Genomic DNA, 22,697 nt, shown 5'->3' with positions numbered 1-22,697 from the left:
CGCGCTGCCGTGCGGCACCATCGATACACGTCGATGCCCCTTCGGCGCCCCCCCCCCCGCGAATGCCGGGGCCGCCTCCAACCAGGGGGTGGCTCGCGCATCCGGCCTTGTTCATATTGACCCCACCCCCGCGTGAGGACCCGCTCCATGAACAACCCCGTCCTGCAGGAAGAGTATGCGCGGCTCCGCGCCCAACTGGCCGAAGCCTACAGCGCGCCGCAATGGCAGTCCGGCCAGATCGACCGCCTGGCCAACGCACTGGCCGCCGTCGAGCGCCAACTCGTCAGCCAAGCCCCCGGCGCCACCTGGCGCGAGCTTGGCCCCACCCCCACCCCGGCGTCTTCGGCCTGCACGATGACCCCTGGCAGGGAGGGGGGCGTCGCTGGCGTGTCGCAGGCTCGCTGACCCAAGACCGCCGCCCTGCCGCCGTTCAAAACGCTCGGGCAACGATGAACGGGCGCCAGTCCCGCTTCTTCGAGCCGTGCCGCTCCGTGGCCAGGATGTCGAATCCGGCCGTACGGATCGCCTGTTCCAGGCCCGCTGCAGAAAACGTCGTCACGCTCGGCGCCAGCCCCACCCACTGCATCACGGGCACGGCCAGCCGGATCAGCGGGTTCATCTCAGCGATGCAGGGCGTCTTGGAGATGAAGAGCCCGCCCGGCGCCAGCAAGGCCCGGACCTGGCCGAGCACCGCGGGCAGGTCGCCCACCAGATGCAGGACATTGAAGCCAATCACCACGTCATGGCGCTCGCCTTCTCGCGCCAAGGCGTCTGCCGTGGCCTGCCGGAAACGAAGCCGGCCCCTGAGCCCTTGGTGGTCAGGCATTGCGAGCTTCTCCTCGGCGATGGTGATCATGCCGGTGGACAGGTCGGTGGCTAGATAACTCTCCGCCGCGTCGGCCAGGCGAAGCGCCGCCGTCCCGGTGCCACAGCCCAGCTCCAGCACCCGCGCACCGGCAGGCATGAGCGCCCGCGTGCGCGCCAAGGTCCGTTCGAACCCGGCCTCGTCCGCAATCGCAGAGGCGGCGTACTTCCGCGCCGCCTTGTCCCAGAACTGCGCGTCCTTGTCGGTCGTCGTGGGGTGTTCGGGCTGGTGCCCATGGTCACGTTTCATCGCCTTCCCCGGTTGTTGGTGCTCAAGACACCCCGACCACGGACTTGTGCTGCCGCGGAGCTATCCCAGCAATACACACATTGACGTGGACACACCGGAGGCCAGCCCACGGTAGCGGATCGGCTGCATGGGCTGGTTGGGCGTCATTCGCCATCGAAGTAATCGTTGTCGATCCGTTTGATTTCGTACATGCCGACGAGCGAAACGCCCACGTTGTGATCAATCATCCGGGACACGACACCTAACGTTTGACATGAGGGGCGGCTTGCAGACGGCGAAGCCGGCTGTAAGACGTCCCCTCGATGGAAGGGTTAGGCATCATTGCCGCGGCCGGCGAGTATTGAGCCACCCCTGTGCGGCACCATAGCCTTCAAGAAGAACCTTCTCGCCAATTTCAACGATCAGCTTCGTATCGCCGTTGTGAAGAATTCGCGAGAACGAGAGATTCCACGGCAGCTCCTCGGATTCGTACATGAACCCGATGCCGCCAGGGACGATGAACTGCTTGAATTCGCCACCGGACGCTGCTCGGATGACTTCCACGATTTTCGCGTGCTCAGGCTGCGGTTTGGGGAGACCAAAGATTGCTAGATAGCAGCGCTTCATATGAACTCTCGCCTTTCTGAACCTGGGCGCTAGGAGCGTCGAGGATTGTGATGCCTAACGTTTGACGTGAGGGGCCGCCGTAGCGGCAAAGCCGCGAAGGGAACCCACAAGCGCAGCTTGTGGGCGGTCCCTCTCGACGGAATTGTTAGCGCGAGCACTCATTCTTAGGCACCGAAAACCCGCAGGCTTTCAAAGCTCGCTGAACAAACGGATGGCTTTCCATGGCGATGGCAGCCACGCACACACTGAACAGAAGGATCTTCGCTACCTGCCCGAACATGGCGAGCGGGCTTGCATCAGGTGCGCTGATTAGTAGATATGCACATAGAGCAATGAATGGAAGCGCGGAGATCACCACGAGTAATTTGAAAAAGCGCCTGGACGTTGTGCTTGCATTGGCCGCGTGATCGGCGCCGAGGATGCTTGCGGCAAAGAAAAATAACCAACCAAAGAATAAACCACTCTCGGAAATACTCTTCGTTGCAATGAACTCGACGGAGATGAGGAAGGCCCCAATTACGCAACAAATGATTTGAAGTGCGATGGTTCTAGGTTTCATAGCGCTAACGTGTTATAGGAAGCAAAACTGCTGCATAACACCGTCGACTGCCTTCCTAACGCCGACGGCCCGATCGGGCTGCAAGCCTCGCCCAGCCTGCGCCTCGAGGCATTGTCTGGATATTTGTACAGCACTGAATTTCATGCAAACTGGCGCAGGTTTCGCAAGGCGCACTTTGCCTGAGGCCGCCACCCAGCCAATTCCCCCTTTTGGGGGGGAACTGAGTTGCCCGGGCCCGCCGTTGGGCCTTGAGGCCCTTGCCTCTTTGCAGGCACAGTACCGGGCCGTCCCTTCCCCATCCCGCACGCGCCAGCGCCGGAGCCCCCACCATGTACCTCCCCCCTCACTTCGCCGAAACCCGCCCCGAGCAGCTGCACCGCATCATCAACGACCACCCGCTGGGCATGATGGTCACGCACACCGCCGCGGGGTTGGAGGCGCAGCACATTCCTTTCCTGCTGGACCCGGCGCAGGGCCCGCACGGGGTGCTGCTGGCGCATGTGGCGCGGGCCAACACGGTGTGGCAGGAGGTGGTGAGCGGCGATGCAGTGCTGGTGGTGTTCCGCGGGGTGGAGGGCTACATCTCGCCCAACTGGTACCCGGGCAAGCACGACACCCACCGCCGCGTGCCCACCTGGAACTACGAGGTGGTGCATGCGCACGGCACGGTGCATGTGCATGATGACGAAAAGTTCCTGCGCGGGCTGGTGGCGCGGCTCACGCGCGTGCATGAAGCCACGCAGCCGGTGCCGTGGAAGATGGGCGATGCGCCGCCCGACTATCTGGCCGCCATGCTGGGCAAGATCGTGGGGCTGGAGGTGCGCATCACGCGCCTGGACGGCAAGCGCAAGCTGAACCAGCACCACGAGGCCCGCGACCGCGCCGGCGCCATCCAGGGGCTGGAGACGCAGGGCCACGCGGGGCTGGCGCAGGCGATGCGCAACGCGAGCCACGGACGGTGACCCCCGGCTTCAGCGCCACACCGCGTCCTCCCGCACCACCAGCCCGCTCTCGAACGATTGCGCGCGCGTGCGCCACAGGCGGCACGGCCCCCGGTCCGGCGGCGTGGACGACCGGCCGCGAGCCCTGGGCGTGGCGGTGCAAGGCGCCGTAGGCCTCGTGCCGACCCACTGCGGCATTGCGATTGACTATCGATCCACATGTATCGATAGATGCCTGCACGCCTTCCAACAGCCTCCCGGCTGGCGCTGCATGGGTGCTGCGGGCTGAACACCGGGGGGCCGAGACGCCCTCTTGAAGAAGCTGCACCCACCCCTATAATTCGTCGCTGTTAGCACTCATCCAACATGAGTGCTAATGATCCCGGGGCAGGCCTGTTGGGTCGGATTCCCCGCCGATCATGCCTATCAAGTTGGTGCTTTATCGCATCAGCCATCAACCAGAAGTTGGTTCTCACTCTTAGGAGATGTCATGAAACTTCGTCCTCTGCACGATCGCGTGATCGTCAAGCGCCTGGAAAACGAAACCAAGACCGCTTCGGGCATCGTCATCCCTGACAACGCCGCCGAGAAGCCCGATCAGGGTGAGGTCCTGGCCGTGGGTCCGGGCAAGCGCAATGACAAGGGCGACTTCGTGGCGCCCAACGTCAAGGTCGGTGACCGTGTGCTGTTCGGCAAGTACAGCGGCCAGACCGTCAAGGTCGACGGCGAAGAACTGCTGGTCATGCGCGAGGAAGACCTCTTCGCCGTGGTGGAAAAGTAATCCTGCCACCCCCGTCTGAACAGATCTCAGCAACGAATCCGGAGAATTTCTTATGGCAGCTAAAGACGTCGTTTTCGGCGGTGAAGCCCGCGCCCGCATGGTCGAAGGCGTGAACATCCTGGCCAATGCGGTCAAGGTGACCCTGGGCCCGAAGGGCCGCAACGTGGTGCTCGAGCGCTCCTTCGGCGCCCCCACCGTGACCAAGGACGGTGTGTCCGTGGCCAAGGAGATCGAGCTGAAGGACAAGCTCCAGAACATGGGCGCCCAGATGGTCAAGGAAGTGGCGTCCAAGACCAGCGACAACGCCGGTGACGGCACCACCACCGCCACCGTGCTGGCCCAGGCCATCGTGCGCGAGGGCATGAAGTACGTGGCCGCCGGCATGAACCCGATGGATCTGAAGCGCGGCATCGACAAGGCCGTCGCCGCCCTGGTCGAGCAGCTCAAGAAGGCTTCGAAGGCCACCACCACCAGCAAGGAGATCGCTCAGGTGGGCGCCATCTCCGCCAACTCCGATGAATCCATCGGCAAGATCATCGCCGACGCGATGGACAAGGTGGGCAAGGAAGGCGTGATCACCGTCGAAGACGGCAAGAGCCTGGACAACGAACTCGATGTCGTGGAAGGCATGCAGTTCGACCGCGGTTACCTGTCGCCCTACTTCATCAACAACCCCGAGAAGCAGGCCGCGATCCTCGAGAACCCGTACGTGCTGCTGCACGACAAGAAGATCAGCAACATCCGCGACCTGCTGCCCACGCTGGAGCAGGTGGCCAAGGCCGGCCGTCCGCTGCTGATCATCGCCGAGGAAGTGGAAGGTGAAGCCCTGGCCACGCTGGTGGTGAACACCATCCGCGGCATCCTGAAGGTGTGCGCCGTCAAGGCCCCGGGCTTCGGCGACCGTCGCAAGGCCATGCTGGAGGACATCGCCATCCTGACCGGCGGCAAGGTGATCTCCGAGGAAGTGGGCCTGACGCTCGAGAAGGTGCAACTGGCCGACCTGGGCCAGGCCAAGCGCGTGGAAGTGGCCAAGGAGAACACCACCATCATCGATGGCGCCGGTGCCGCGGCCGACATCGAAGCCCGCGTGAAGCAGATCCGCGTGCAAATCGAGGAAGCCACCTCCGACTACGACCGCGAGAAGCTGCAAGAGCGCGTGGCCAAGCTGGCCGGTGGCGTGGCCGTGATCAAGGTGGGTGCGGCCACCGAGGTCGAGATGAAGGAGAAGAAGGCCCGCGTCGAAGACGCCCTGCATGCCACCCGTGCGGCCGTGGAAGAGGGCATCGTCGCTGGCGGTGGCGTGGCCCTGCTGCGCGCCAAGCAGGCGGCCGGCCAGATCAAGGGTGACAACCCCGACCAGGAAGCGGGCATCAAGATCGTGCTGCGCGCCGTCGAGGAGCCCCTGCGCCAGATCGTGGCCAACGCCGGCGACGAGCCCAGCGTGGTGATCGCCAAGGTGCTCGAAGGCAAGGGCAACTTCGGTTACAACGCCGCCAACGGCACCTATGGCGACATGATCGAGATGGGCATCCTGGATCCGACCAAGGTGACCCGCACGGCCCTGCAGAACGCCGCCTCGGTCGCCGGCCTGATGCTCACCACCGAAGCCATGGTGGCCGAAGCGCCGAAGGACGAGACCCCGGCCGCCGGTGCCGGCATGGGGGGCATGGGCGGCATGGGCATGGACATGTAAGTCCCCCAGGCAGCTCGCCTCAAAAAAGGGCCGCGCATGCGGCCCTTTTTTACATTCTGTGGTCAAGCCATGCCCCTGTGGCAGGCTCATCGGGATTGCGCCGCCCCGCGCCGGGCTCAACAATACGGGACACCACGCCCCTTCTTTCATGAGCCACCCACCCGCCCTGTCGACTTCCCTTGATTCCATCGTCCAGGGCGTGCCGCTGCTGGCCCGCGATGTGGTCGAGCGCACGCTGGAAGAGTTGCGCAATCCCAATGCCCAGATGGCGCTGGCTCAGGACCGCCGGCAGTTCTTCGCGCTGATGGAGGTGCTGCAGGCCCGCAAGGCGGACTGGATACGCTCGCTGCAGGAGCTCATCGCCCAGGGGGTGCGCGAGGCGATGACCGATTCCGGCGCCGCGCGGGCGGCCCCGCGCAAGCCGCTGGCCCTGAGTCTGGACGACCTGAGCCTGGTGGACGAGGGCCAGGCGGCCGAGGACATCGAGATCTCCCGGGTGATCGCCCAGATCGACCAGCAGGCCGAGTGGGAGCTGCGGGAGGTGCAGGCCTTCATGGCCGCGGTGCGCGGCTGGCAGGAGATCCGCCGCGAGGCCAACCCGCTGCGCCCGGAAGTGTTTGCCCGTGCGCTCAGCCGCTCGACCCACGAGCTGCGGGTGTCGGCCGAGTCGCGCATGCTGCTGTTGCGCATGGCCGGGGCCCGGTTGGCCGAGGCGCTCAAGGTCGAATACGAGCAGATCTGCCGCCGGCTGGAAGCCCTGGGTGTGCAGCCCCTGGCCTTCCGGGCCGTGCCCTCGGCCGCGCCGGCGGTGCCGGCGGGGGGCACAGGCTTCGAGCTCACCGATTCGGGCACGCTGGGCCGGCTGCTCGAACGGGTGAGCCGCAGCCACCCGACGCCGCTGGACGGGGCCGCCGCCGAGGCGCAGACGCTGGTCAACCGCCTGTTCGACCAGATCCTGGCCGACCCGAAGCTCATCGATGCCGTGCGCAGCCTGCTGGGGCGGCTCAAGCCGGCGGTGCTCGGGCTGGCACAACGCGACCCGGCCCTGGTGCGCCAGTCCGACCATCCGGTCTGGCAGCTCCTGAACCGCCTGTCGGCCCACTGCGCGGGTTATGACGACCCGCAGGACGAACGCCTGCGCGATTTCATGGCGTTCGCCCGCAGCGTGATCGACCGCATCGTCGCGCTGCCCGCGCCCCAGGCGCAGCACTTCCTGAAGGGCCAGGACGACATCAATCACTTCATCGACGAGCGCAGCCGCGAGGCACTGGAGCGCTCGCGCGCGGCACTGGAGAAGCTGCAGCGCATCGAGCGGGCCGACCAGTTGCGCGGCGTGCTGCGCCAGCAGGTGCGCCAGATGCAGGGGGCTTCGCTCAGCCAGTCGCTGCGCGACTTCCTCTTCGGTCCCTGGGTGGACGCGATGGTCGAGGCCATAGCCCGCCACGGCGAACATTCCGCCCAGGCCCAGGAGCTGATGCACACGGTCGACGAGCTGCTGTGGAGCATGCAGCCGCTGACGGCCCCGGCCGACCGGGCCCGGCTGCGCGCCCTTCGGCCCGAGCTGCTGGCCAGCCTGAACCGCGGCCTGGACCTGATCGCCTGGCCCGCGGCCCAGCGCGACGCGATCCTGGCCGAGCTGGCGGCCCACCATGGCGCGGTGCTGCGCGGCGAGGCACCGCCGGCACCGTCGCCTGCCGAAGCGCTCACGCCCGAGCAGATCGTGCAGCAGTTGCGCGACGAGCCCGACCCGTTGCCGCCCGGGCCCGACGCGCCGGTGGACCGCAGCGTGCTGCCCACCGTGCCGGTGGGCCTGATGGACCAGACCGAGACCGAGGCCGGCCGGCTGGCCCGGCAAGCCTGGCTGGCCCAGCTCACACCGGGCTCGTGGTATCACATGTTCGTGCAGGGCCAGTGGGTCACGGCCCAGTTGATGTGGAGCAGTGACAACGGCCAGTTCTTCATGTTCGCCAGCCAGCATGCGGGCCAGTCGCATTCGCTGACGCGCCGGGCCGTGGAGCGGCTGCTGTCCGAGGGGCTGATCACCCTGCTCGAGGAGCGCTCGCTGATGCAGCGGGCGGTGGACAGCCTGATCCAGGACCTGGACGATCCGATCCGCTGACGTTCAGTCCGGCACGAAGCCGGCGATGGCCTCGGCCACGAGACCGGGCTGCTCGTGCACGATCCAGTGCGTGGCACCGGGCACGCGCAGCAATTCCAGGCGCGGCACCCAGTGTTCCAGCCCGTCCAGCAGCGAGGGCGGCAGGGCCATGTCGCCCTCGCCCCAGATCACCAGCGTGGGGCGCTCCACGCGCACCTGGGCGTCGTCGAAGCGCAGGCCGTGGATCGCGTCGGCCTGCCCCTGGGCGGGGCGCAGGGGCGAGGCGCGGTAGTAGTTCAGCGGCCCGGTCAGTCCGTGGCGCCAGGCGGCGCGGTACTGGTCCTTCACCGCCTCGGTGAGCCAGCCGTGGCCGTCGGCGCCGGCGCCCATGCTCGTGAAGAAGGGCCACAGGCGGGCGAAGTCGTTCTCGGCCAGCAGGTCCTGCGCATCGGGGCGGCACAGGAAGTTCATGTAGGCGCTGGCCCGTTGCTGCGCCGGGTTGTGCTGCAGTTCGCGCAAGAAAGTGCCCGGATGCGGCGAGTTCACGATCACCAGACGCTCGATCAGCGCGGGTTGCTGTGCCGCCAGGTTCCAGGCCACCGCCCCGCCCCAGTCATGGGCCACCAAGGCGGCAACGGGGGCGCCCAGGTGCTCGATCAAGGCGGCGATGTCGCGCACCAGGTGCTTGGCCCGGTAGGCCTCGACCTCGGCCGGTGAGGACGAGCCCGGGTAGCCGCGCAGGTTTGGTGCCACGCAGCGAAAGCGCCCGGCCAGCATCGCGCCGACCTCGTCCCAGATGAAGGCCGCCTCTGGAAAGCCATGCAGGAACACCAGCACCGGCGCCTCGCGCGGCCCCTGGGCCCGGCAGGCCAGGCGGATGCCGTGCGGCAGATCGACGTCGAAAGTCTCCAGGCTCATGCGCAACACTCCCAGGGCAGGATGCCCTGGAGTATCGGCCGGGCGCGGCGGTGGCGGCGTCGCGTTGGCGACCCGCGCCGCTCGGGGTTTACGCGGGGGTGCCGCCGTGCACCCAGCCGTGCAGCGTGGTGGCCACGTCGTCCAGGCCGGTACGGCGCAGGCCCGAGAACAGCGCCAGGCCGACGTCGGCCTCGTCGGTGACGTAGGTGGCCAGGGCCTCTTGCGCGGCCCGTTGGGCCTGCGCGGCTTGCTGGCGGGTGAGTTTGTCGGCCTTGGTCAACACCACCAACAGCTTCACGCTGCCATTGCCCACACGCGGGGCCACGAACTGCAGGAGCTGGTGGTCGAGTTCGGTCAGGCCCTGGCGCGGATCCACCAGCAGCACCACACCGGCCAGGTTGCGGCGCAGCGCGAGGTAATCGGCCATCACCGCCTGCCAGCGCAGCTTGGCGCTGCGCTCCACGGCCGCGTAGCCGTAGCCGGGCAGATCGGCCAGCAGGGCATCGGCGGCGTCGCGCGGGCCCAGCTCGAAGAGGTTGATGTGCTGGGTGCGCCCCGGGGTCTTGGAGGCGAACGCGAGCTGGCGTTGCTGCGCCAGGGTGTTGATCGCGGTGGACTTGCCGGCGTTGGAGCGGCCCACGAAGGCGATTTCCGGCCGTTCGCTGACCGGCAGTTGGTGCAGTTCGCTGGCTGTGGTCAGGAATCGGGCGGTGTGCAGCCAGGCCAGCGCGGCACGGGCGGCCGGGTCGGTCTGGGCGGAAGGCGCACGGGCGCCGGAGGGGGTGGATTGGCTGGGCATGGAATGGGCATTGTAAAATCCGCGGGTTTTGCCTTCGGCCTACAACTGCCTCCCACGACATGAAATCGACCGTCACCCTGCTGTTTGCCGCAACTGTGTGGGCCGCCCCGATGGCGGCGCTTGGCCAAGCTCCCGCCAAGCCCGACCTGGCCAAGGGCCAGGCGATCGCGAACCAGGTGTGCGTGGCCTGCCACACGGCAGACGGCAGCCGGGGCACACCGGCCAACCCGATCATCGCCGGCCAGCACCCGGAGTACCTGGTCAAGCAACTGCAGGAGTTCAAGTCCGGCAAGCGCCAGAATGCGGTGATGGCCGGCTTTGCCGCCACGCTGAGCGACGAGGACATGCGCAACGTGGCTGCGTTCTACGCCAGCAAGCAAGCCCGCCCCGGCGTGGCCACCCAGAAAGACACCATCCGCCTGGGTGAGCGCATCTACCGCGGCGGCATCGCCGAGAAGGCCGTGCCCGCCTGCGCGGCCTGCCACGGCCCGGCCGGCTCGGGCATCCCTTCGCAGTACCCGCGTCTGAGCGGCCAGCATGCCGACTACACCGTGGCCCAGATGACCGCCTTCCGCAGCGGCGCGCGCGCCAACAGCGCCCAGATGACGGCCATCGCCGCCCGCATGAGCGACGTGGAAATCAAGGCCGTGTCAGACTATATTGCCGGTCTGCGCTGACACCGCGACCCGCAAGCCGAGACCCACACAGCAAGAAGGCGGGCCCCCTGGGAGGGATGCCCGCCTTTTTTGCTTGCACGCTCCAACCCGAACGCCCCATGACCGCCACCTCCGGCCTGCAGCTCGCCCGTGGATCACGCGCCTGGCGCGAGGCCATCGAGATGCTCTCGTCGATGCGGTTTGCCATCGCGCTGCTGACCGTCATCTGCATCGCCTCGGTGATCGGCACCGTGGTGCAGCAGCACCAGCCGTTCACGAACTACGTCAACCAGTTCGGTCCCTTCTGGGCCGAGCTGTTCGGCCAGCTGGGGTTGTATGCGGTCTACAGCGCCTGGTGGTTCCTGCTCATCCTGGCCTTCCTGGTGGTGTCGACCTCGCTGTGCATCGCGCGCAACGCCCCCAAGATCGCCCATGAGCTCAAGGCCTACAAGGAACAGGTGCGCGAGCAGGCGCTGCAGGCCTTTCATCACAAGGCCCGGGGCGTGGTGGCCGAGCCGCGCGAGGCGGTCTTCGAGCGGGTGACGGCCCTGCTGCAGCGCAACGGCTGGAAAGCCCGTGCGCAGGTGCGCCGCGACGGGCAGACGGTGCGCGGCGTGATGGTGGCCGCCAAGAAGGGCTCGGCCAACAAGCTCGGCTACCTGGCGGCGCATTCGGCCATCGTGCTGGTGTGCATCGGCGGCCTGCTCGACGGCGATCTGATGGTGCGTGCACAGATGTGGCTCAACGGCAAAAGCCCCTACGCCGGCGGCGGCCTCATCAGCGAGGTGCCACCCCAGCATTGGCTGAGCACCGACACCGCCGCCTTCCGCGGCAACCTGATGGTGCCTGAGGGCTCGCGCTCGGGTGTGGTCCTGCTCAACCAGCCCGACGGCGTGCTGCTGCAGCCCCTGCCCTTCGACCTGGAGCTCAAGCGCTTCATCGTGGAGTACTACGAGACCGGCATGCCCAAGCTGTTTGCCAGCGAGGTGGTGGTGCACGACCGCCAAACCGGCCAGACCCGCCAGGCACGCATTGAGGTCAACAAACCGCTTTATCACGCCGGCATGGCGATCTATCAATCCAGCTTTGACGATGGGGGCTCGCGCCTGACGCTGCGGGCCTATCCGATGGGCGGGCCGGGCCGCCGATTCGAGGTGGCCGGCACCGTGGGCAGCAGCACCGAGCTGCGCACCCCCGACGGCCAGCCCTTGACGCTGGAATTCACCGGGCTGCGGGTGATCAATGTCGAGAACCTCGGCCAGGCCAATACCGGCGCCACCGACGTGCGCAAGGTCGATCTGGTGGCCAGCCTGCAGCAGCACCTGGGCTCGGGCGCACCGGGCAGCGACAAGGGTCTGCGCAACGTCGGGCCCTCGGTGACCTACAAGCTGCGCGACGCCTCGGGCCAGGCCCGCGAGTTCCACAACTACATGCTGCCGGTGGAGCTCGACGGCCGGCGCGTCTTCCTGGCCGGCGTGCGCGACACGCCGGCCGAGAGCTTCCGCTACTTGCGCATTCCGGCCGACGAGGCCGACAGCTTGGACGGCTGGATGCGATTGCGCGATGCCCTGCACGACCCGGCGATGCGCGAGCGCGCCGTGCAGCGCTACGTGCGCGCAGCGGTCGATCCGGCCCGCTCCGACCTGGCCGAGCGGCTTCGTGTGTCGGCCCTGCGCAGCCTGGCGCTGTTCGCCGGCGCCGAGCCGGTGCGTCCCGGCGAGGCCCCGGTGGGGGGTCTGCAGGCGATTTCGGAGTTCATGGAGGCCAACGTCCCCGAAACCGACCGGGCGCGCACCTCCGAGGTGCTGATCCGCATCCTCAACGGCGTGCTGTTCGAGCTGCTGCAAGACAGCCGCGCCCAGGCCGGCCTGGCACCGCTGCCGCAGGACGAATCCACCCGCGCCTTCATGACCCAGGCGGTGCTGTCGCTGTCGGACGAAGCTTACTACCCGGCCCCGCTGCTGCTGGAGCTGAAAGATTTCGAGCAGGTGCAGGCCAGCGTCTTCCAGGTCGCCCGCACCCCGGGCAAATCCCTGGTCTACCTGGGCTGCGTGCTGCTCATCGTCGGCGTGTTCGCGATGCTCTATGTCAGGGAACGCCGCCTGTGGATCTGGCTCGAAGACGCACCGGGCCAAAGCGGCCACACCCGTGTGACCACGGCCCTGTCGTCCACCCGCCACACCCTGGACACCGACCGAGAATTCGACCACCTCAAGCAGGCCCTGCTGCAAGGTGCCGCCCCGGAGGCCCGATGAACACCACCACGCTTTCGCTCGACGCGCCAGGCTATTTCGCGCGGCGCACCTGGTTCGACTGGCTCTTTGCCGTGCTGATCGTCGCCGGCACGGGCTACGCCTTCCAGCGCTATGCCGCCTCGATGGACGTCTACGAGAAGGCCATCCTCGTGGGCGCCGCGCCGGCCGCCGTGTGGCTGGGCTGGTTCTGGCGCCCGCTGCGCGTGCTGGCGCTGGTGGTGGGCGCCGCCTCACTGCTGGCCATCGCTCTTTATGCGCGGGTGTCTGACGGCTTCGGGGCCGACCTGTCCCAGGCCGACAAGGTCTTCCTGCTCAAGTACTTCCTGTCCAGCCAGAGCGCCATCCTGTGGATGAGCCTGCTCTTTTTCATGAGCACGGTGTTCTACTGGATCGGCTTCTTCACCCGGACCGACACCGCCACGGCCGAGCGCCTGGGCTCGCGCCTGGCCTGGGCGGCCGTGGCCATGGGCCTGATCGGCTCGATGGTGCGCTGGTTTGAGAGCCACCAGATCGCCCCGGACATCGGCCACATCCCGGTGAGCAACCTCTACGAGGTCTTCGTGCTGTTCTGCTGGCTCACCACGCTGTATTGGCTGTATTACGAGGACCAGTACCGCCAGCGCGAGAACGTGCGCAGCCTGGGGGCCTTTGCGATGCTCATCGTCAGCGCCGCGGTGGGCTTTCTGCTGTGGTACACGGTCGAGCGCGGCGCGCACGAGATCCAACCGCTGGTGCCCGCCTTGCAGAGCTGGTGGATGAAGCTGCACGTGCCGGCCAACTTCATCGGCTACGGCACCTTCGCGCTCGCCGCGATGGTGGCCTTCGCGTATCTCATCAAGCAGCAGGCCGGCGAGACGCGCTGGTACAAGCTGGCCCCGCTGTGGCTGCTGGGGGTGGTGCTGTGCTTCGAGCCGCTGGTGTTCCGCCAGACGCCCGACGGCGGCATCAGCAGCTACTGGGCGGTGTACTTCGGCGTCTCGGCCCTGATCGTGGGAGGCATCCTCTCGCTGCGCCGGCGCATCGCCGCCAGGCTGCCCAGCGACGAGGTGCTCGACGACGTGATGTACAAGGCCATCGCGGTGGGCTTCGCCTTCTTCACGATCGCCACCATCCTGGGTGCGCTGTGGGCTGCCGAGGCCTGGGGCGGCTACTGGAGCTGGGACCCGAAGGAGACCTGGGCCCTGATTGTGTGGCTGAACTACGCGGCCTGGCTGCACATGCGCCTGATGAAGGGCCTGCGCGGCACGCTGTCGGCCTGGTGGGCACTGGTGGGGCTGGCCGTCACAACCTTCGCCTTCCTGGGTGTGAACATGTTCCTGTCGGGCCTGCACTCCTACGGCGAACTTTGAACGCCGCCGGCGGCGGGGGCGTATAGTCGGCAGCCTGTCCACCTGCGCGGCCGCCGACCATGCCCTTCGTCGCACGCAATGTCCACGGTGTGGTCGTGAGCCTGCACCGAGAGCCCACGCCCGAGACCCAGGAGTTCCTGCCCGATGACCATGCCGAGGTCCAGGGTTTCCTCGGCCTCAGTGCCGGCAGCACCCAGCGCCAGGAGGCCTTCCAGGCCCTGGATGCCGACTTCGTGCGGGTGCTCGAGGACGTGATCGATCTGTTGATCGCACGCAACATCATTCGCGTCACCGACCTGCCTGTCGACGCCCAGCGCAAGCTCTTCTCGCGCAAGCGCTTCCGCGACAACCAGGCCCGCAACGCCCTGACGCTCTTCGACCCGGCAGCGCTGGAAGGGGTCACCCACCGGGATCCGCAGCAAGGCGACAACCCCACCACCTCGGGGCTGGACGTGATCGACACCGGCTTTCACGACGATCTGGGGCGCTGAGCACAAGCCCCCACGCCGGCAGGGAACCTCGGCGGATGCCACTCTTTCCAACGGTGAAGTCCCTGGAAGGCCCGCCATGCGCTACCTGAAACACGCCCGCACCTACGACCACCCGGTCGCCTCCGAAATCACCCCGCGTGAGGTCTATGCCGCCCGGCGCGACTGGCTGCGCTGGATGGCCACCGGGGCCGCCGGCGCCGCGCTGGCCGCCTGGGCTGGCCGGCAGGCCCTGGCCCAGACCCGCGGCCCGGGCCGCCTGGCCGCACTGTCTGGCACCCCCAGCAAGCTGGCCGGTGCGATGACGATGGAAAAGCTCACCGCCTACGAGGACGTCACCACCTACAACAACTTCTACGAGTTCGGCACCGACAAGGCCGACCCAGCCCGCCGCGCCGGCAGCCTCAAGACGCGCCCCTGGACCGTGGTGGTCGAAGGCGAGGTGCGCAAGCCCGGCACCTACGACATCGAGACCTTGCTGAAGCTCGCACCGATGGAAGAGCGCATCTACCGCCTGCGCTGCGTCGAGGGCTGGTCGATGGTGATCCCCTGGGTGGGCTATTCGCTCAACGAGCTGATCCGCCGCGTCGAGCCCACGGGCAACGCGAAATACGTCGAGTTCCACACCCTGGCCGACAAGGCCCAGATGCCCGGGCTCAACTCGCGCGTGCTGTTGTGGCCCTATGTGGAAGGCCTGCGCCTGGATGAGGCGATGCACCCGCTCACGCTGCTGGCCTTCGGCCTGTACGGCGAGGTGCTGCCCAACCAGAACGGCGCGCCGCTGCGCCTGGTGGTGCCCTGGAAATACGGCTTCAAAAGCGGCAAGTCCCTCGTGAAAATCCGCTTCACCGACAAGCAGCCCGACACCGCCTGGAACGTGGCGGCCCCGCACGAGTACGGCTTTTATTCCAACGTGAATCCCACGGTGGACCATCCGCGCTGGAGCCAGGCCACCGAGCGGCGCATCGGCGAGGACGGCCTGTTCACCCGCAAGCGCCCCACGCTGATGTTCAACGGCTACGAGGCCCAGGTGGGTCAGCTCTATGCCGGCATGGACCTCAAGAAGTTCTACTGACGGTGTGAACGCCTCGCGCACCCTGCTGCACCCGGCGGCCAAGCCGCTGGTGTTCGTGCTGTGCCTGCTGCCCTTGGCCCACCTGATGTGGGGTGCGGTGGCCGACACCCTGGGCGCCAACCCGGCCGAGGCCCTGACCCGCGGCACGGGCGACTGGACGCTGCGCCTGCTCAGCCTCACGCTGGCCGTCACGCCGGCGCGGCACGCCACCGGCTGGCACGGCCTGGCGCGCTTTCGGCGCATGCTGGGCCTGTTCACCTTCTTCTACGGTGTGCTGCACCTGCTGTGCTACGCCTGGTTCGACATGGGCTTCTACGTGGATGACATCGCCCGCGACATCGCCAAGCGGCCCTTCATTCTGGTGGGCTTTGCGGCCTTTTTGTTGATGCTGCCCCTGGCGGCCACCTCCTTCAACCGGGCCATCCGGGCCCTGGGCGCGGTGCGCTGGCAGGCCTTGCACCGCCTCGTGTACGCGGTGGCCGGCCTGGCGCTGCTGCACTTCTTCTGGATGCGCTCGGGCAAGAACGACTATGCTGAAGTGGGCGTGTATGCGCTGATCATCGCCATCTTGCTGGGCGCGCGGGTGTGGCGCGCCTGGCGCCGCCGCGCTGCAGCCGCGCAGCCGGCTTGATCCAACGCCAGGGGGGTGACGCCCGGTTTGCCTACACTGGCGGCCTTGTTCTGTGCCGAGTTACCTGTGTCTGCCACCGCCCCCATCGAACGCCATTCCCTCTTCGACGACGCCCAGGCCCTGGTGACGGGCACGCTGTTCATCTCGCTGGGCGTGGTGATGTTCAACCACACGGGGCTGCTCACCGGCGGCACGGCCGGCCTGGCCTTCCTGCTGCACTACGCCAGTGGCATCAGCTTCGGCAAGATCTTCTTCCTCCTCAACCTGCCCTTCTACGGGATCGCGCTGCGCAAGCTCGGGCGGGACTTCACGCTCAAGACCTTCATCGCGGTGGCCCTGCTCTCGCTCTTCGCCGAGTTCCACCCGATGGCGCTGGGCTTTGCCGGCCTGCACCCGGCCTATGCCGCGGTGATGGGCGGGCTGCTGATGGGGGCGGGCTTCCTGATGCTCTTTCGCCACCGCGCCAGCCTGGGCGGCGTGGGCATCCTCGCGCTGTACCTGCAGGAATCGCGCGGCTGGCGCGCCGGCCAGGTGCAGATGGTCATCGACTGCTGCATCGTGGCCGCGGCCTTCTTCATCGTCGCGCCGATGCAGGTGGTGTGGTCGCTGCTGGGCGCCGTGGCACTCAACCTCATCCTGGCCGTGAACCACAAGCCCGGGCGCTACGTGGCGCAGTGAGGCTCATCCCCAAGGCTTCCATTCCTGCACGGCCAACTCCACCATCTGCTGCGCATGCCCCAGCCAGATGTGCCCGTCCTGGATGGTGCACTGCAGGCGCAGCGTGCGCTCCACCAGGGCGGCCAGGGCGTCGACGTGCTCGGACTGGAGGTGCAGCACGCGCAGCTTGGGCTGGCTCTCGAGCAGGTGACGATTCTGGGCCCACCACACGTTCGCCACGCGCCCAAAGGTGAGCACCACCACCTGCTGCGCGCGGTGGCAGGCTTTGCGGATGAGCTTTTCGTCGGGCTGGCCCACGTCCACCCACAACAGCACCTCGCCGGTGAGGTCGCGCCGCCACAAATCGGGCTCGTCGTTGGTGCTCAGGCCCTTGCCGAAGCTGAGGTCCTCGGCGGCGTAGAGCGCAAAGGCCAGCACACGGGCCATCATGCGCTCGTCGGTTTCTGACGGATGGCGGGCGATCGTCAGGGCATGGTCGGCGTAGTAGCCGCGGTCCATGTCGGCGATTTGCAGGTCGATTTTGAAGATGGTGGATTTGAGAGCCATGCCCGCGAGTCTGGCATATCGACGGCCGGGCTCGCCCTGGCGCCCATGCCGGGTTAGGATGGGAACGACCCTCCCTGCCGACGAAAGGATCTCCTTGCCCACCCCAAACTACGCCTACGAGAAGCGCCAGCGTGAGCTGGCCAAGAAGCGCAAGAAGGAAGAAAAGCTCAAGCGCAAGGCCGAGCACCGGCCGGAAGACGGTCCGGCCTCGGACACCGACGCTTCCCTGCCGCCACAGGGTCCAGCCCCTGCACCGGCCCAGGACTGAGCGCCTTTCTATTCCTGCCCGCTTTGCTGCAAGGCCCACATGCGGGCATAGGCCCCGCCCTGGGCCAGCAGTTGCGCGTGCGTGCCGCGCTCGACGATGCGCCCGGCCTCCATCACGAGGATCTCGTGCGCATCGACCACCGTGGACAGCCGGTGTGCAATCACCAGCGCCGTCTTGTTGCGCGCGGCCGATTGCAGTTCGGCCTGGATGGCGCGCTCGTTGGCCGAGTCCAGCGCCGAGGTGGCCTCGTCGAAGATCAGGATGGGCGGGTTCTTCAGCAGCGTGCGCGCGATCGCCACGCGCTGCTTCTCGCCGCCCGAGAGCTTGAGCCCTCGCTCGCCCACCAGGGTGTCGTAGCCCTTGGGCGTGGCGCGGATGAAGTCATGGATGTGGGCCGCCTGGGCGGCGGCCACCACCTCCTCGTGCGAGGCTCCGGGCCGGCCATAGGCGATGTTGTATTCGATCGTGTCGTTGAACAGCACCGTGTCCTGCGGCACGATGCCAATGGCGCGGCGCAGGCTGGCCTGCGTGACCTGCCGGATGTCCTGGCCGTCGATGGTGATACGACCAGCATCGACATCATAGAAGCGGAACAGTAGCCGCGCCAGCGTGGACTTGCCCGCCCCTGAGGGCCCCACCACCGCCACCTTCTTGCCCGCCGGAATCTCGAAGCTCACGCCGCGCAGGATGGGCCGCGCGGCCTCGTAGCCGAAATCGACGCTCTCGAAGCGCACCGTGCCTTCGCGCACCTGCAGCTCCGTCGCCCCAGGAGCATCAGGCACCTCCTGCGGCCGGTCCATCAGCCGGAACATCTTGTCCAGGTCGGTGAGGGACTGCTTGATCTCGCGGTAGAGCACGCCCAGGAAGCCCAGCGGGATGTAGAGCTGGATCATGAAGGCATTGACCATCACCAGGTCGCCCAGCGTCATCGTGCCGGCCACCACGCCCTCGGTGGCCCGCCACAGCATGGCGATCAGCGCCACCGAGATCACGAGCTGCTGTCCGGTGTTGAGCAGCGACAGCGTGGACTGCGACTTCAGCGCCGCGCGACGCAGCCGCTCCAGGCTCTCGTCATAGCGTCGAGCCTCGTAGTCCTCGTTGTTGAAGTACTTGACCGTCTCGTAGTTCAGCAGCGAGTCGATGGCCCGGGAGTGGGCCTTCGAGTCCATCTCGTTCATGAGGCGGCGAAACTTGGTGCGCCACTCCGTCACCACCACGGTATAGGCCACGTAGACCACCAGTGCGGCCAGCGTGATCCAGGCAAAGACCGCGTCGAACTTCACCGCCAGCAGCGTGAGCACCATGCCCACTTCGATGAGGGTGGGAACGATGCTGTAGAGCGAATAGGAGATGAGCGAATGCACCGCTCGCGTGCCTCGCTCGATGTCGCGCGTCATGCCGCCGGTCTGGCGTTCGAGGTGGAAGCGCAGGCTCAGGGCATGCAGATGGCGAAACACCTGCAGCGAGATGCTGCGCGCCGCCCCTTCGGTGGCCTTGGCGAAGATGAGCTCCCGCAGCTCGGTGAACAGCGACGTGCACAGCCGCAGGCCGCCGTAGGCCAGCAGCAGGCCCGCCGGCACCACCAGCACAGCGCGCGGGTCGGTGGGCGAAATCGACAGGCTGTCCACCAGCTCCTTGAGCAGCAGCGGCACGCCCACGTTGGCCACCTTGGCCCCCACCAGGAAGGCCAGCGCGAACAGCACGCGCCACCGGTAGCGCCACAGGTAGGGCAACAAACGGGCCAAGGTGGCACAGTCTGAACGGGGAGAGCCCGGGGCATCGGCCGAGGCGACTTCCTCGGGCAGGCTCATGACGGCGCGGCGCATCGTGGACAATCCGATCTTTGTTTGATTTCTCTCATGTGGTGCCGATGCCTGACGCTTCCAGCCCTGCCTCGACCCCGGCCTTCAGTGTGCCCGACGACATGGAACTCGTCCTGCGGGTGATGCCCATGCCCGCCGACGCCAATGCCAACGGCGACATCTTCGGCGGCTGGATCATGGCCCAGGTCGACCTTGCCGGCTCGGTGCAGTCCGCGCGCCTGGCGCGCGGGCGCGTCGCCACCGTGGCCGTCAACCAGTTCATCTTCAAGCAGCCGGTGTCGGTGGGCGACCTTCTGTCGTTCTACTCGCGCGTCGAGCGCGTGGGGCGCACCTCGGTGACGGTGCACGTCGAGGTGTTCGCCGAGCGCAACCCGGCCAATCCCTGTGTGGTGAAGGTCACCGAGGCCAACCTCACCTACGTGGCCATTGACGAGCGAGGCCGCTCGCGAGAGATCCCCCGTTAAGCACAACGCCCGCGCGAGGCGGGCGTTGCGGCACGCAAAGGGCAGGCTCAGTCGAACTTCGTGAAGTCGGGCTTGCGCTTGTCGAAGAAGGCCTGGAAGGCCTCGCGGGCCTCGGGGCTGCGCAGGCGCTGGCCGAAGAGTTCGCCTTCGACCGCGATGGTCTCCTGCACCAGCTTGGCATTCGCCCGGCGCAGCAGCTTCTTGCTCTCGCGCACGGCCGCCGGCGCCAGGTGGTTGAAACGCTCGGCCACGCGCCGCGCATGGTTCACCACCTCGCCGGCCGGCACGATGGCGTTGACGAGGCGCATCTCCTGGGCTTCCTCGGCACCGAAAGGATCGCCCAGCAGCAGCTTCTCGGCCGCCTTCACATGGCCGGCGTACAGTGGCACGAGCAGGCTGGAGGCAAACTCGGGCACCAGGCCCAGGCTGGCGAAGGGCATCGCGAAACGGGCGGTGTCGGCCGCATAGACCAAGTCGCAATGCAGCAGCATCGTGGTGCCGATGCCGATGGCCGCACCGGTGACGGCCGCCACCACGGGCTTGTCGCATTCCAGCAGGGCGCGCATGAACTGGAACACCGGCGAATCCATGCCCTGAGGTGGCCGTTGCATGAAGTCTTCGAGATCGTTGCCGGAGGTGAAGATGTCCGGCTGGCCTTGGATGAGCACGGCCCTCACGCTCTTGTCGTCCCGGGCTGCGGCCAGGGCGTCGGCCATGGCCTGGTACATCGCGGCCGTCAGCGCGTTTTTCTTCTCGGGCCGGGCGATCTCGATGCTGGCCACGCCGTTGAGGACGGCAGTCTTGATGCTCATGCGGTCTCCTTGCTGTAGGGGGTGAAGCTCTCGAAGAGCTCCTTCACGCGGCGCCACAGGGTGGTCTCGAACTGGTCGCGGAAGAAGCCGAAATGGCCGATGCGACGGGCCTGCACATCCTGGGGCGCGATGCGCTCGATGCGCCGCGGGGCATTGGCATAGCAGTCCACCAGCACCCGCGTGCCGCGCTCGGTCATCAGCTCGTCGTCGGTGATCGACAGGGCCACGACGGGAAAGCGCGCCTGCTCGAACGCCTCGCGCACGCTCGCCCCTTCGGCCCCCACATGGTAGCGTGGGTGCAGACACCAGCGCCGCCATTGCAGGATCACGCCACGCGGCAGGTCGCCCACCTTGCGCAGCCGCTTGCCGGGGAAGTAGCCGAAGACACGCGTGGCCACAGGCACCAGCACATACCAGAAGTAAAGGACCATGCGTCGCAGCGGCGGTGCGTTGTCGCGCCAGTAGCCGCTGCCGGCGGCCACCGACACCAGGCCCGCAATGCGGTCGCGGTTGCGCAGCAGGCCGGGCAGTTGCGCCCCCAGGCTGTGGCCCACCACGTAGAGCGGCAGGTCGGGCGAGCCATCGACGACGGCATCGATCACCGCATCGAAGTCACGCGCCCAGTCGAAAAGGTCGGCCTCGAAACCGCGCAGTGAGCGCAGACCCGACGGGCGGGACTCGCCCATGCCGCGGTAGTCGAAACTGACGGCGAGGAAACCCTGCTCGGCCAGCCAGCGCGCAAAGGCTTCGTAGTAGCCCTGCTGCACGCCCATGGCCGGTGCGATCAGCACCACGGCCTTCGGGGCACAGACCTGCGAATCGGGCCGGTAGTGGCGCACCCCCAGGCGCACGCCTTCGGGTGTGACGAGGGTTTGCCGCTCCATCCCGGTCTCCTTGTCGACGATGGAAGGAAGGCAGGCCGCGCAAGGCGGCCTGCGGCTGCGCTCAGACGCGCTCGAAGATGCCCGCGGCCCCTTGGCCGGTGCCCACGCACATCGTGACCATGCCGTACTTCAGGTTGTGGCGCCGCAGCGCGTGCACCACCGTGGCCGAGCGGATCGCGCCGGTGGCGCCCAGCGGGTGGCCCAGGGCGATCGCACCGCCCATGGGGTTGACCTTGCTGCGGTCGAGGTCCAGCGAGTTGAGCACGGCCAGCGACTGGGCGGCAAAAGCCTCATTCAGCTCGATCCAGTCGAGCTGGTCCTTCGTCAGCCCGGCGTACTTCAGCGCCGCGGGGATGGCCTCGATCGGGCCGATGCCCATGATCTCGGGCGGCACGCCCTTGATCGCGAAGCTGACGAAGCGGGCCAGGGGCTGAAGGTCGTAGCGCTTGATCGCGGCCTCGCTGGCCAGGATGAGGCAGCCGGCGCCGTCGGAGGTCTGCGAGCTGTTGCCGGCGGTGACGCTGCCCTTGGCCGCGAACACCGGCTTCAGGCGGGCCAGGCCTTCGGGCGAGGTGTCGGCGCGCGGGCCTTCGTCCACGTCCACGGTGCGGGTCTTGACGGTGATGCTGCCGTCGGCCAGGTTGGGGAAGCGCTCGACGATTTCCACCGGGGTGATCTCGTCCTTGAACTCGCCGGTCTCGATCGCCTTGAGGGCCTTGAGATGGGAGTGCAGCGCGAACTCGTCCTGCGCCTCGCGCGAGACCTTCCACTGCTGCGCGACCTTCTCGGCCGTCAGACCCATGCCGTAGGCGATGCCGATGTTCTCGTCGCGCGCGAACACCTCGGGGTTGAAGGACGGCTTGTTGCCACCCATGGGCACCATGCTCATCGACTCGACGCCGCCGGCGATCATCACGTCGGCCTCGCCCACGCGGATGCGGTCGGCCGCCATCTGCACGGCCGTCAGGCCCGCCGCACAGAAGCGGTTGACGGTGACGCCGCCCACGGTGTGGGGCAGGCCGGCCAGCAGCGCGGCCACGCGGCCCACGTTCATGCCCTGCTCGGCCTCAGGCATCGCGCAGCCGACGATGGCGTCCTCGATGGCCTTGGGATCGAGGTGGGGCACCTGCTTGAGCGCGCCGCGGATGGCCGCCACCAGCAGGTCGTCCGGACGGGTGTTCTTGAAATAGCCGCGGCCCGACTTGCCGATCGGAGTGCGCGTGGCGGCGACGATGTAGGCGTCTTGAACTTGTTTCATG

24 protein-coding genes are annotated in these 22,697 nt (G+C 67.4%); 14 read left to right on the top strand and 10 right to left on the bottom strand.

The features are described from left to right. Positions 1 to 147 precede the first annotated feature (147 nt). The gene (locus ACK42S_RS00855) at positions 148 to 405 is read left to right on the top strand and encodes a hypothetical protein (protein ID WP_409702290.1); all 258 of its coding nucleotides are present in this window, start codon (positions 148 to 150) and stop codon (positions 403 to 405) included. Between the two features lie 25 nt (positions 406 to 430). On the opposite strand, the gene ACK42S_RS00850 is transcribed toward ACK42S_RS00855, so the two are convergent. The 3 genes from ACK42S_RS00850 to ACK42S_RS00840 form a co-directional block, all read right to left on the bottom strand. Next, a complete protein-coding gene (locus ACK42S_RS00850) occupies positions 431 to 1,114 on the bottom strand; it encodes a class I SAM-dependent methyltransferase (protein WP_409702288.1) in 684 nt (227 codons plus the stop codon). 318 nt (positions 1,115 to 1,432) lie between these two features. Continuing rightward, complete coding sequence (locus ACK42S_RS00845) at positions 1,433 to 1,720, bottom strand: hypothetical protein (RefSeq protein ID WP_409702286.1); 288 nt, start codon at positions 1,718 to 1,720, stop codon at positions 1,433 to 1,435. A gap of 145 nt (positions 1,721 to 1,865) precedes the next feature. Beyond that, positions 1,866 to 2,279, bottom strand: a complete 414-nt coding sequence (locus tag ACK42S_RS00840) for a hypothetical protein (RefSeq protein ID WP_409702284.1) — start codon at positions 2,277 to 2,279, stop codon at positions 1,866 to 1,868. Positions 2,280 to 2,608: 329 nt separating this feature from the next. On the opposite strand from ACK42S_RS00840, the gene ACK42S_RS00835 reads away from it, so the two are divergent. The 4 genes from ACK42S_RS00835 (at position 2,609) to ACK42S_RS00820 (ending at position 7,813) form a co-directional block, all read left to right on the top strand. Continuing rightward, positions 2,609 to 3,241, top strand: a complete 633-nt coding sequence (locus tag ACK42S_RS00835; RefSeq protein WP_409702282.1) for an FMN-binding negative transcriptional regulator — start codon at positions 2,609 to 2,611, stop codon at positions 3,239 to 3,241. Between the two features lie 469 nt (positions 3,242 to 3,710). Continuing rightward, positions 3,711 to 4,001 (top strand): co-chaperone GroES, encoded by a 291-nt coding sequence (gene groES / locus ACK42S_RS00830; protein WP_409663140.1) that lies wholly within the window; start codon positions 3,711 to 3,713, stop codon positions 3,999 to 4,001. A 52-nt stretch (positions 4,002 to 4,053) separates the two neighbouring features. Continuing rightward, positions 4,054 to 5,694, top strand: a complete 1,641-nt coding sequence (groL, locus tag ACK42S_RS00825) for a chaperonin GroEL (RefSeq protein ID WP_409702280.1) — start codon at positions 4,054 to 4,056, stop codon at positions 5,692 to 5,694. Between the two features lie 148 nt (positions 5,695 to 5,842). Then, the gene (locus ACK42S_RS00820) at positions 5,843 to 7,813 is read left to right on the top strand and encodes a DUF1631 family protein (RefSeq protein ID WP_409702278.1); all 1,971 of its coding nucleotides are present in this window, start codon (positions 5,843 to 5,845) and stop codon (positions 7,811 to 7,813) included. A 3-nt stretch (positions 7,814 to 7,816) separates the two neighbouring features. Here ACK42S_RS00820 and ACK42S_RS00815 read toward each other — a convergent pair whose 3' ends face one another. Together ACK42S_RS00815 and yihA are read right to left on the bottom strand one after the other, a co-directional pair. Then, complete coding sequence (locus tag ACK42S_RS00815) at positions 7,817 to 8,710, bottom strand: alpha/beta fold hydrolase (protein ID WP_409702276.1); 894 nt, start codon at positions 8,708 to 8,710, stop codon at positions 7,817 to 7,819. An 88-nt stretch (positions 8,711 to 8,798) separates the two neighbouring features. Further along, positions 8,799 to 9,509, bottom strand: coding sequence for a ribosome biogenesis GTP-binding protein YihA/YsxC (yihA, locus tag ACK42S_RS00810; protein WP_409702274.1), 711 nt, complete (start codon positions 9,507 to 9,509; stop codon positions 8,799 to 8,801). Between the two features lie 59 nt (positions 9,510 to 9,568). On the opposite strand from yihA, the gene ACK42S_RS00805 reads away from it, so the two are divergent. The 7 genes from ACK42S_RS00805 (at position 9,569) to ACK42S_RS00775 (ending at position 16,641) form a co-directional block, all read left to right on the top strand. After that, on the top strand, positions 9,569 to 10,186 hold the full coding sequence (locus ACK42S_RS00805; protein ID WP_409702272.1) for a c-type cytochrome: 618 nt from the start codon (positions 9,569 to 9,571) through the stop codon (positions 10,184 to 10,186). Between the two features lie 98 nt (positions 10,187 to 10,284). Beyond that, positions 10,285 to 12,420 carry a cytochrome c biogenesis protein ResB gene (locus ACK42S_RS00800; protein WP_409702270.1) on the top strand — a complete coding sequence of 712 codons (2,136 nt, stop codon included), beginning with the start codon at positions 10,285 to 10,287 and terminating at the stop codon, positions 12,418 to 12,420. After that, positions 12,417 to 13,769 carry a c-type cytochrome biogenesis protein CcsB gene (gene ccsB, locus ACK42S_RS00795; protein ID WP_409702268.1) on the top strand — a complete coding sequence of 451 codons (1,353 nt, stop codon included), beginning with the start codon at positions 12,417 to 12,419 and terminating at the stop codon, positions 13,767 to 13,769. Before ACK42S_RS00800 ends, ccsB begins: the two co-directional genes overlap by 4 nt. Positions 13,770 to 13,828: 59 nt before the next feature. Next, positions 13,829 to 14,260, top strand: a complete 432-nt coding sequence (locus ACK42S_RS00790; RefSeq protein ID WP_409702266.1) for a hypothetical protein — start codon at positions 13,829 to 13,831, stop codon at positions 14,258 to 14,260. A gap of 76 nt (positions 14,261 to 14,336) precedes the next feature. After that, on the top strand, positions 14,337 to 15,332 hold the full coding sequence (msrP, locus tag ACK42S_RS00785) for a protein-methionine-sulfoxide reductase catalytic subunit MsrP (RefSeq protein ID WP_409702264.1): 996 nt from the start codon (positions 14,337 to 14,339) through the stop codon (positions 15,330 to 15,332). Continuing rightward, positions 15,301 to 15,963, top strand: coding sequence for a sulfite oxidase heme-binding subunit YedZ (locus ACK42S_RS00780; RefSeq protein WP_409702262.1), 663 nt, complete (start codon positions 15,301 to 15,303; stop codon positions 15,961 to 15,963). The genes msrP and ACK42S_RS00780 overlap by 32 nt, the downstream gene beginning before the upstream one ends. 66 nt (positions 15,964 to 16,029) lie before the next feature. Beyond that, positions 16,030 to 16,641, top strand: coding sequence for a YitT family protein (locus ACK42S_RS00775; protein ID WP_409702260.1), 612 nt, complete (start codon positions 16,030 to 16,032; stop codon positions 16,639 to 16,641). Positions 16,642 to 16,644: 3 nt separating this feature from the next. Here ACK42S_RS00775 and ACK42S_RS00770 read toward each other — a convergent pair whose 3' ends face one another. Beyond that, entirely contained in the window at positions 16,645 to 17,187 is a 543-nt protein-coding gene (locus tag ACK42S_RS00770; RefSeq protein ID WP_409702258.1) for a YaeQ family protein, read from the bottom strand. 94 nt (positions 17,188 to 17,281) lie between these two features. On the opposite strand from ACK42S_RS00770, the gene ACK42S_RS00765 reads away from it, so the two are divergent. Then, positions 17,282 to 17,455: a hypothetical protein gene (locus ACK42S_RS00765; RefSeq protein ID WP_409702256.1), complete on the top strand. Its 174-nt coding sequence runs from the start codon at positions 17,282 to 17,284 to the stop codon at positions 17,453 to 17,455. A gap of 8 nt (positions 17,456 to 17,463) precedes the next feature. Here the strand turns inward: ACK42S_RS00765 and ACK42S_RS00760 are convergent, their stop codons facing one another. Then, a complete protein-coding gene (locus ACK42S_RS00760; RefSeq protein ID WP_409702254.1) occupies positions 17,464 to 19,281 on the bottom strand; it encodes an ABCB family ABC transporter ATP-binding protein/permease in 1,818 nt (605 codons plus the stop codon). Between the two features lie 44 nt (positions 19,282 to 19,325). On the opposite strand from ACK42S_RS00760, the gene ACK42S_RS00755 reads away from it, so the two are divergent. Further along, complete coding sequence (locus tag ACK42S_RS00755; RefSeq protein ID WP_409702252.1) at positions 19,326 to 19,742, top strand: acyl-CoA thioesterase; 417 nt, start codon at positions 19,326 to 19,328, stop codon at positions 19,740 to 19,742. A 47-nt stretch (positions 19,743 to 19,789) separates the two neighbouring features. Here ACK42S_RS00755 and ACK42S_RS00750 read toward each other — a convergent pair whose 3' ends face one another. The 3 genes from ACK42S_RS00750 to ACK42S_RS00740 all read right to left on the bottom strand — a co-directional run bounded on the left by ACK42S_RS00750 (position 19,790) and on the right by ACK42S_RS00740 (position 22,696). Next, positions 19,790 to 20,554, bottom strand: a complete 765-nt coding sequence (locus tag ACK42S_RS00750) for an enoyl-CoA hydratase (RefSeq protein ID WP_409702250.1) — start codon at positions 20,552 to 20,554, stop codon at positions 19,790 to 19,792. Further along, the gene (locus tag ACK42S_RS00745) at positions 20,551 to 21,438 is read right to left on the bottom strand and encodes an alpha/beta fold hydrolase (RefSeq protein WP_409702248.1); all 888 of its coding nucleotides are present in this window, start codon (positions 21,436 to 21,438) and stop codon (positions 20,551 to 20,553) included. Before ACK42S_RS00745 ends, ACK42S_RS00750 begins: the two co-directional genes overlap by 4 nt. A 61-nt stretch (positions 21,439 to 21,499) precedes the next feature. Next, the gene (locus ACK42S_RS00740) at positions 21,500 to 22,696 is read right to left on the bottom strand and encodes an acetyl-CoA C-acyltransferase (protein WP_409702246.1); all 1,197 of its coding nucleotides are present in this window, start codon (positions 22,694 to 22,696) and stop codon (positions 21,500 to 21,502) included. Position 22,697 lies beyond the last annotated feature (1 nt).

The organism is Caldimonas sp. (genome assembly GCF_046289365.1).
Lineage (GTDB): Bacteria > Pseudomonadota > Gammaproteobacteria > Burkholderiales > Burkholderiaceae_C > Caldimonas.
Note: the sequence above shows the minus strand (reverse complement) of the source record. Positions and strands in the feature narration are given on the sequence as shown.

Excerpts from the sequence above, each read along its gene's own strand:
- ACK42S_RS00770 (WP_409702258.1), bottom strand. The coding sequence starts at position 17,187 with ATGGCTCTCAAATCCACCATCTTCAAAATCGACCTGCAAATCGCCGAC.
- ACK42S_RS00780 (WP_409702262.1), top strand. The coding sequence starts at position 15,301 with ATGCCGGCATGGACCTCAAGAAGTTCTACTGACGGTGTGAACGCCTCG.
- msrP (WP_409702264.1), top strand. The coding sequence starts at position 14,337 with ATGCGCTACCTGAAACACGCCCGCACCTACGACCACCCGGTCGCCTCC.
- ACK42S_RS00840 (WP_409702284.1), bottom strand. The coding sequence starts at position 2,279 with ATGAAACCTAGAACCATCGCACTTCAAATCATTTGTTGCGTAATTGGG.
- yihA (WP_409702274.1), bottom strand. The coding sequence starts at position 9,509 with ATGCCCAGCCAATCCACCCCCTCCGGCGCCCGTGCGCCTTCCGCCCAG.
- ACK42S_RS00855 (WP_409702290.1), top strand. The coding sequence starts at position 148 with ATGAACAACCCCGTCCTGCAGGAAGAGTATGCGCGGCTCCGCGCCCAA.
- ACK42S_RS00740 (WP_409702246.1), bottom strand. The coding sequence starts at position 22,696 with ATGAAACAAGTTCAAGACGCCTACATCGTCGCCGCCACGCGCACTCCG.
- ACK42S_RS00760 (WP_409702254.1), bottom strand. The coding sequence starts at position 19,281 with ATGCGCCGCGCCGTCATGAGCCTGCCCGAGGAAGTCGCCTCGGCCGAT.
- ACK42S_RS00850 (WP_409702288.1), bottom strand. The coding sequence starts at position 1,114 with ATGAAACGTGACCATGGGCACCAGCCCGAACACCCCACGACGACCGAC.
- ACK42S_RS00835 (WP_409702282.1), top strand. The coding sequence starts at position 2,609 with ATGTACCTCCCCCCTCACTTCGCCGAAACCCGCCCCGAGCAGCTGCAC.
- ACK42S_RS00750 (WP_409702250.1), bottom strand. The coding sequence starts at position 20,554 with ATGAGCATCAAGACTGCCGTCCTCAACGGCGTGGCCAGCATCGAGATC.
- ACK42S_RS00815 (WP_409702276.1), bottom strand. The coding sequence starts at position 8,710 with ATGAGCCTGGAGACTTTCGACGTCGATCTGCCGCACGGCATCCGCCTG.
- ACK42S_RS00755 (WP_409702252.1), top strand. The coding sequence starts at position 19,326 with ATGCCTGACGCTTCCAGCCCTGCCTCGACCCCGGCCTTCAGTGTGCCC.
- groES (WP_409663140.1), top strand. The coding sequence starts at position 3,711 with ATGAAACTTCGTCCTCTGCACGATCGCGTGATCGTCAAGCGCCTGGAA.
- ACK42S_RS00845 (WP_409702286.1), bottom strand. The coding sequence starts at position 1,720 with ATGAAGCGCTGCTATCTAGCAATCTTTGGTCTCCCCAAACCGCAGCCT.
- ACK42S_RS00800 (WP_409702270.1), top strand. The coding sequence starts at position 10,285 with ATGACCGCCACCTCCGGCCTGCAGCTCGCCCGTGGATCACGCGCCTGG.
- ccsB (WP_409702268.1), top strand. The coding sequence starts at position 12,417 with ATGAACACCACCACGCTTTCGCTCGACGCGCCAGGCTATTTCGCGCGG.
- ACK42S_RS00790 (WP_409702266.1), top strand. The coding sequence starts at position 13,829 with ATGCCCTTCGTCGCACGCAATGTCCACGGTGTGGTCGTGAGCCTGCAC.
- ACK42S_RS00820 (WP_409702278.1), top strand. The coding sequence starts at position 5,843 with ATGAGCCACCCACCCGCCCTGTCGACTTCCCTTGATTCCATCGTCCAG.
- ACK42S_RS00745 (WP_409702248.1), bottom strand. The coding sequence starts at position 21,438 with ATGGAGCGGCAAACCCTCGTCACACCCGAAGGCGTGCGCCTGGGGGTG.
- groL (WP_409702280.1), top strand. The coding sequence starts at position 4,054 with ATGGCAGCTAAAGACGTCGTTTTCGGCGGTGAAGCCCGCGCCCGCATG.
- ACK42S_RS00805 (WP_409702272.1), top strand. The coding sequence starts at position 9,569 with ATGAAATCGACCGTCACCCTGCTGTTTGCCGCAACTGTGTGGGCCGCC.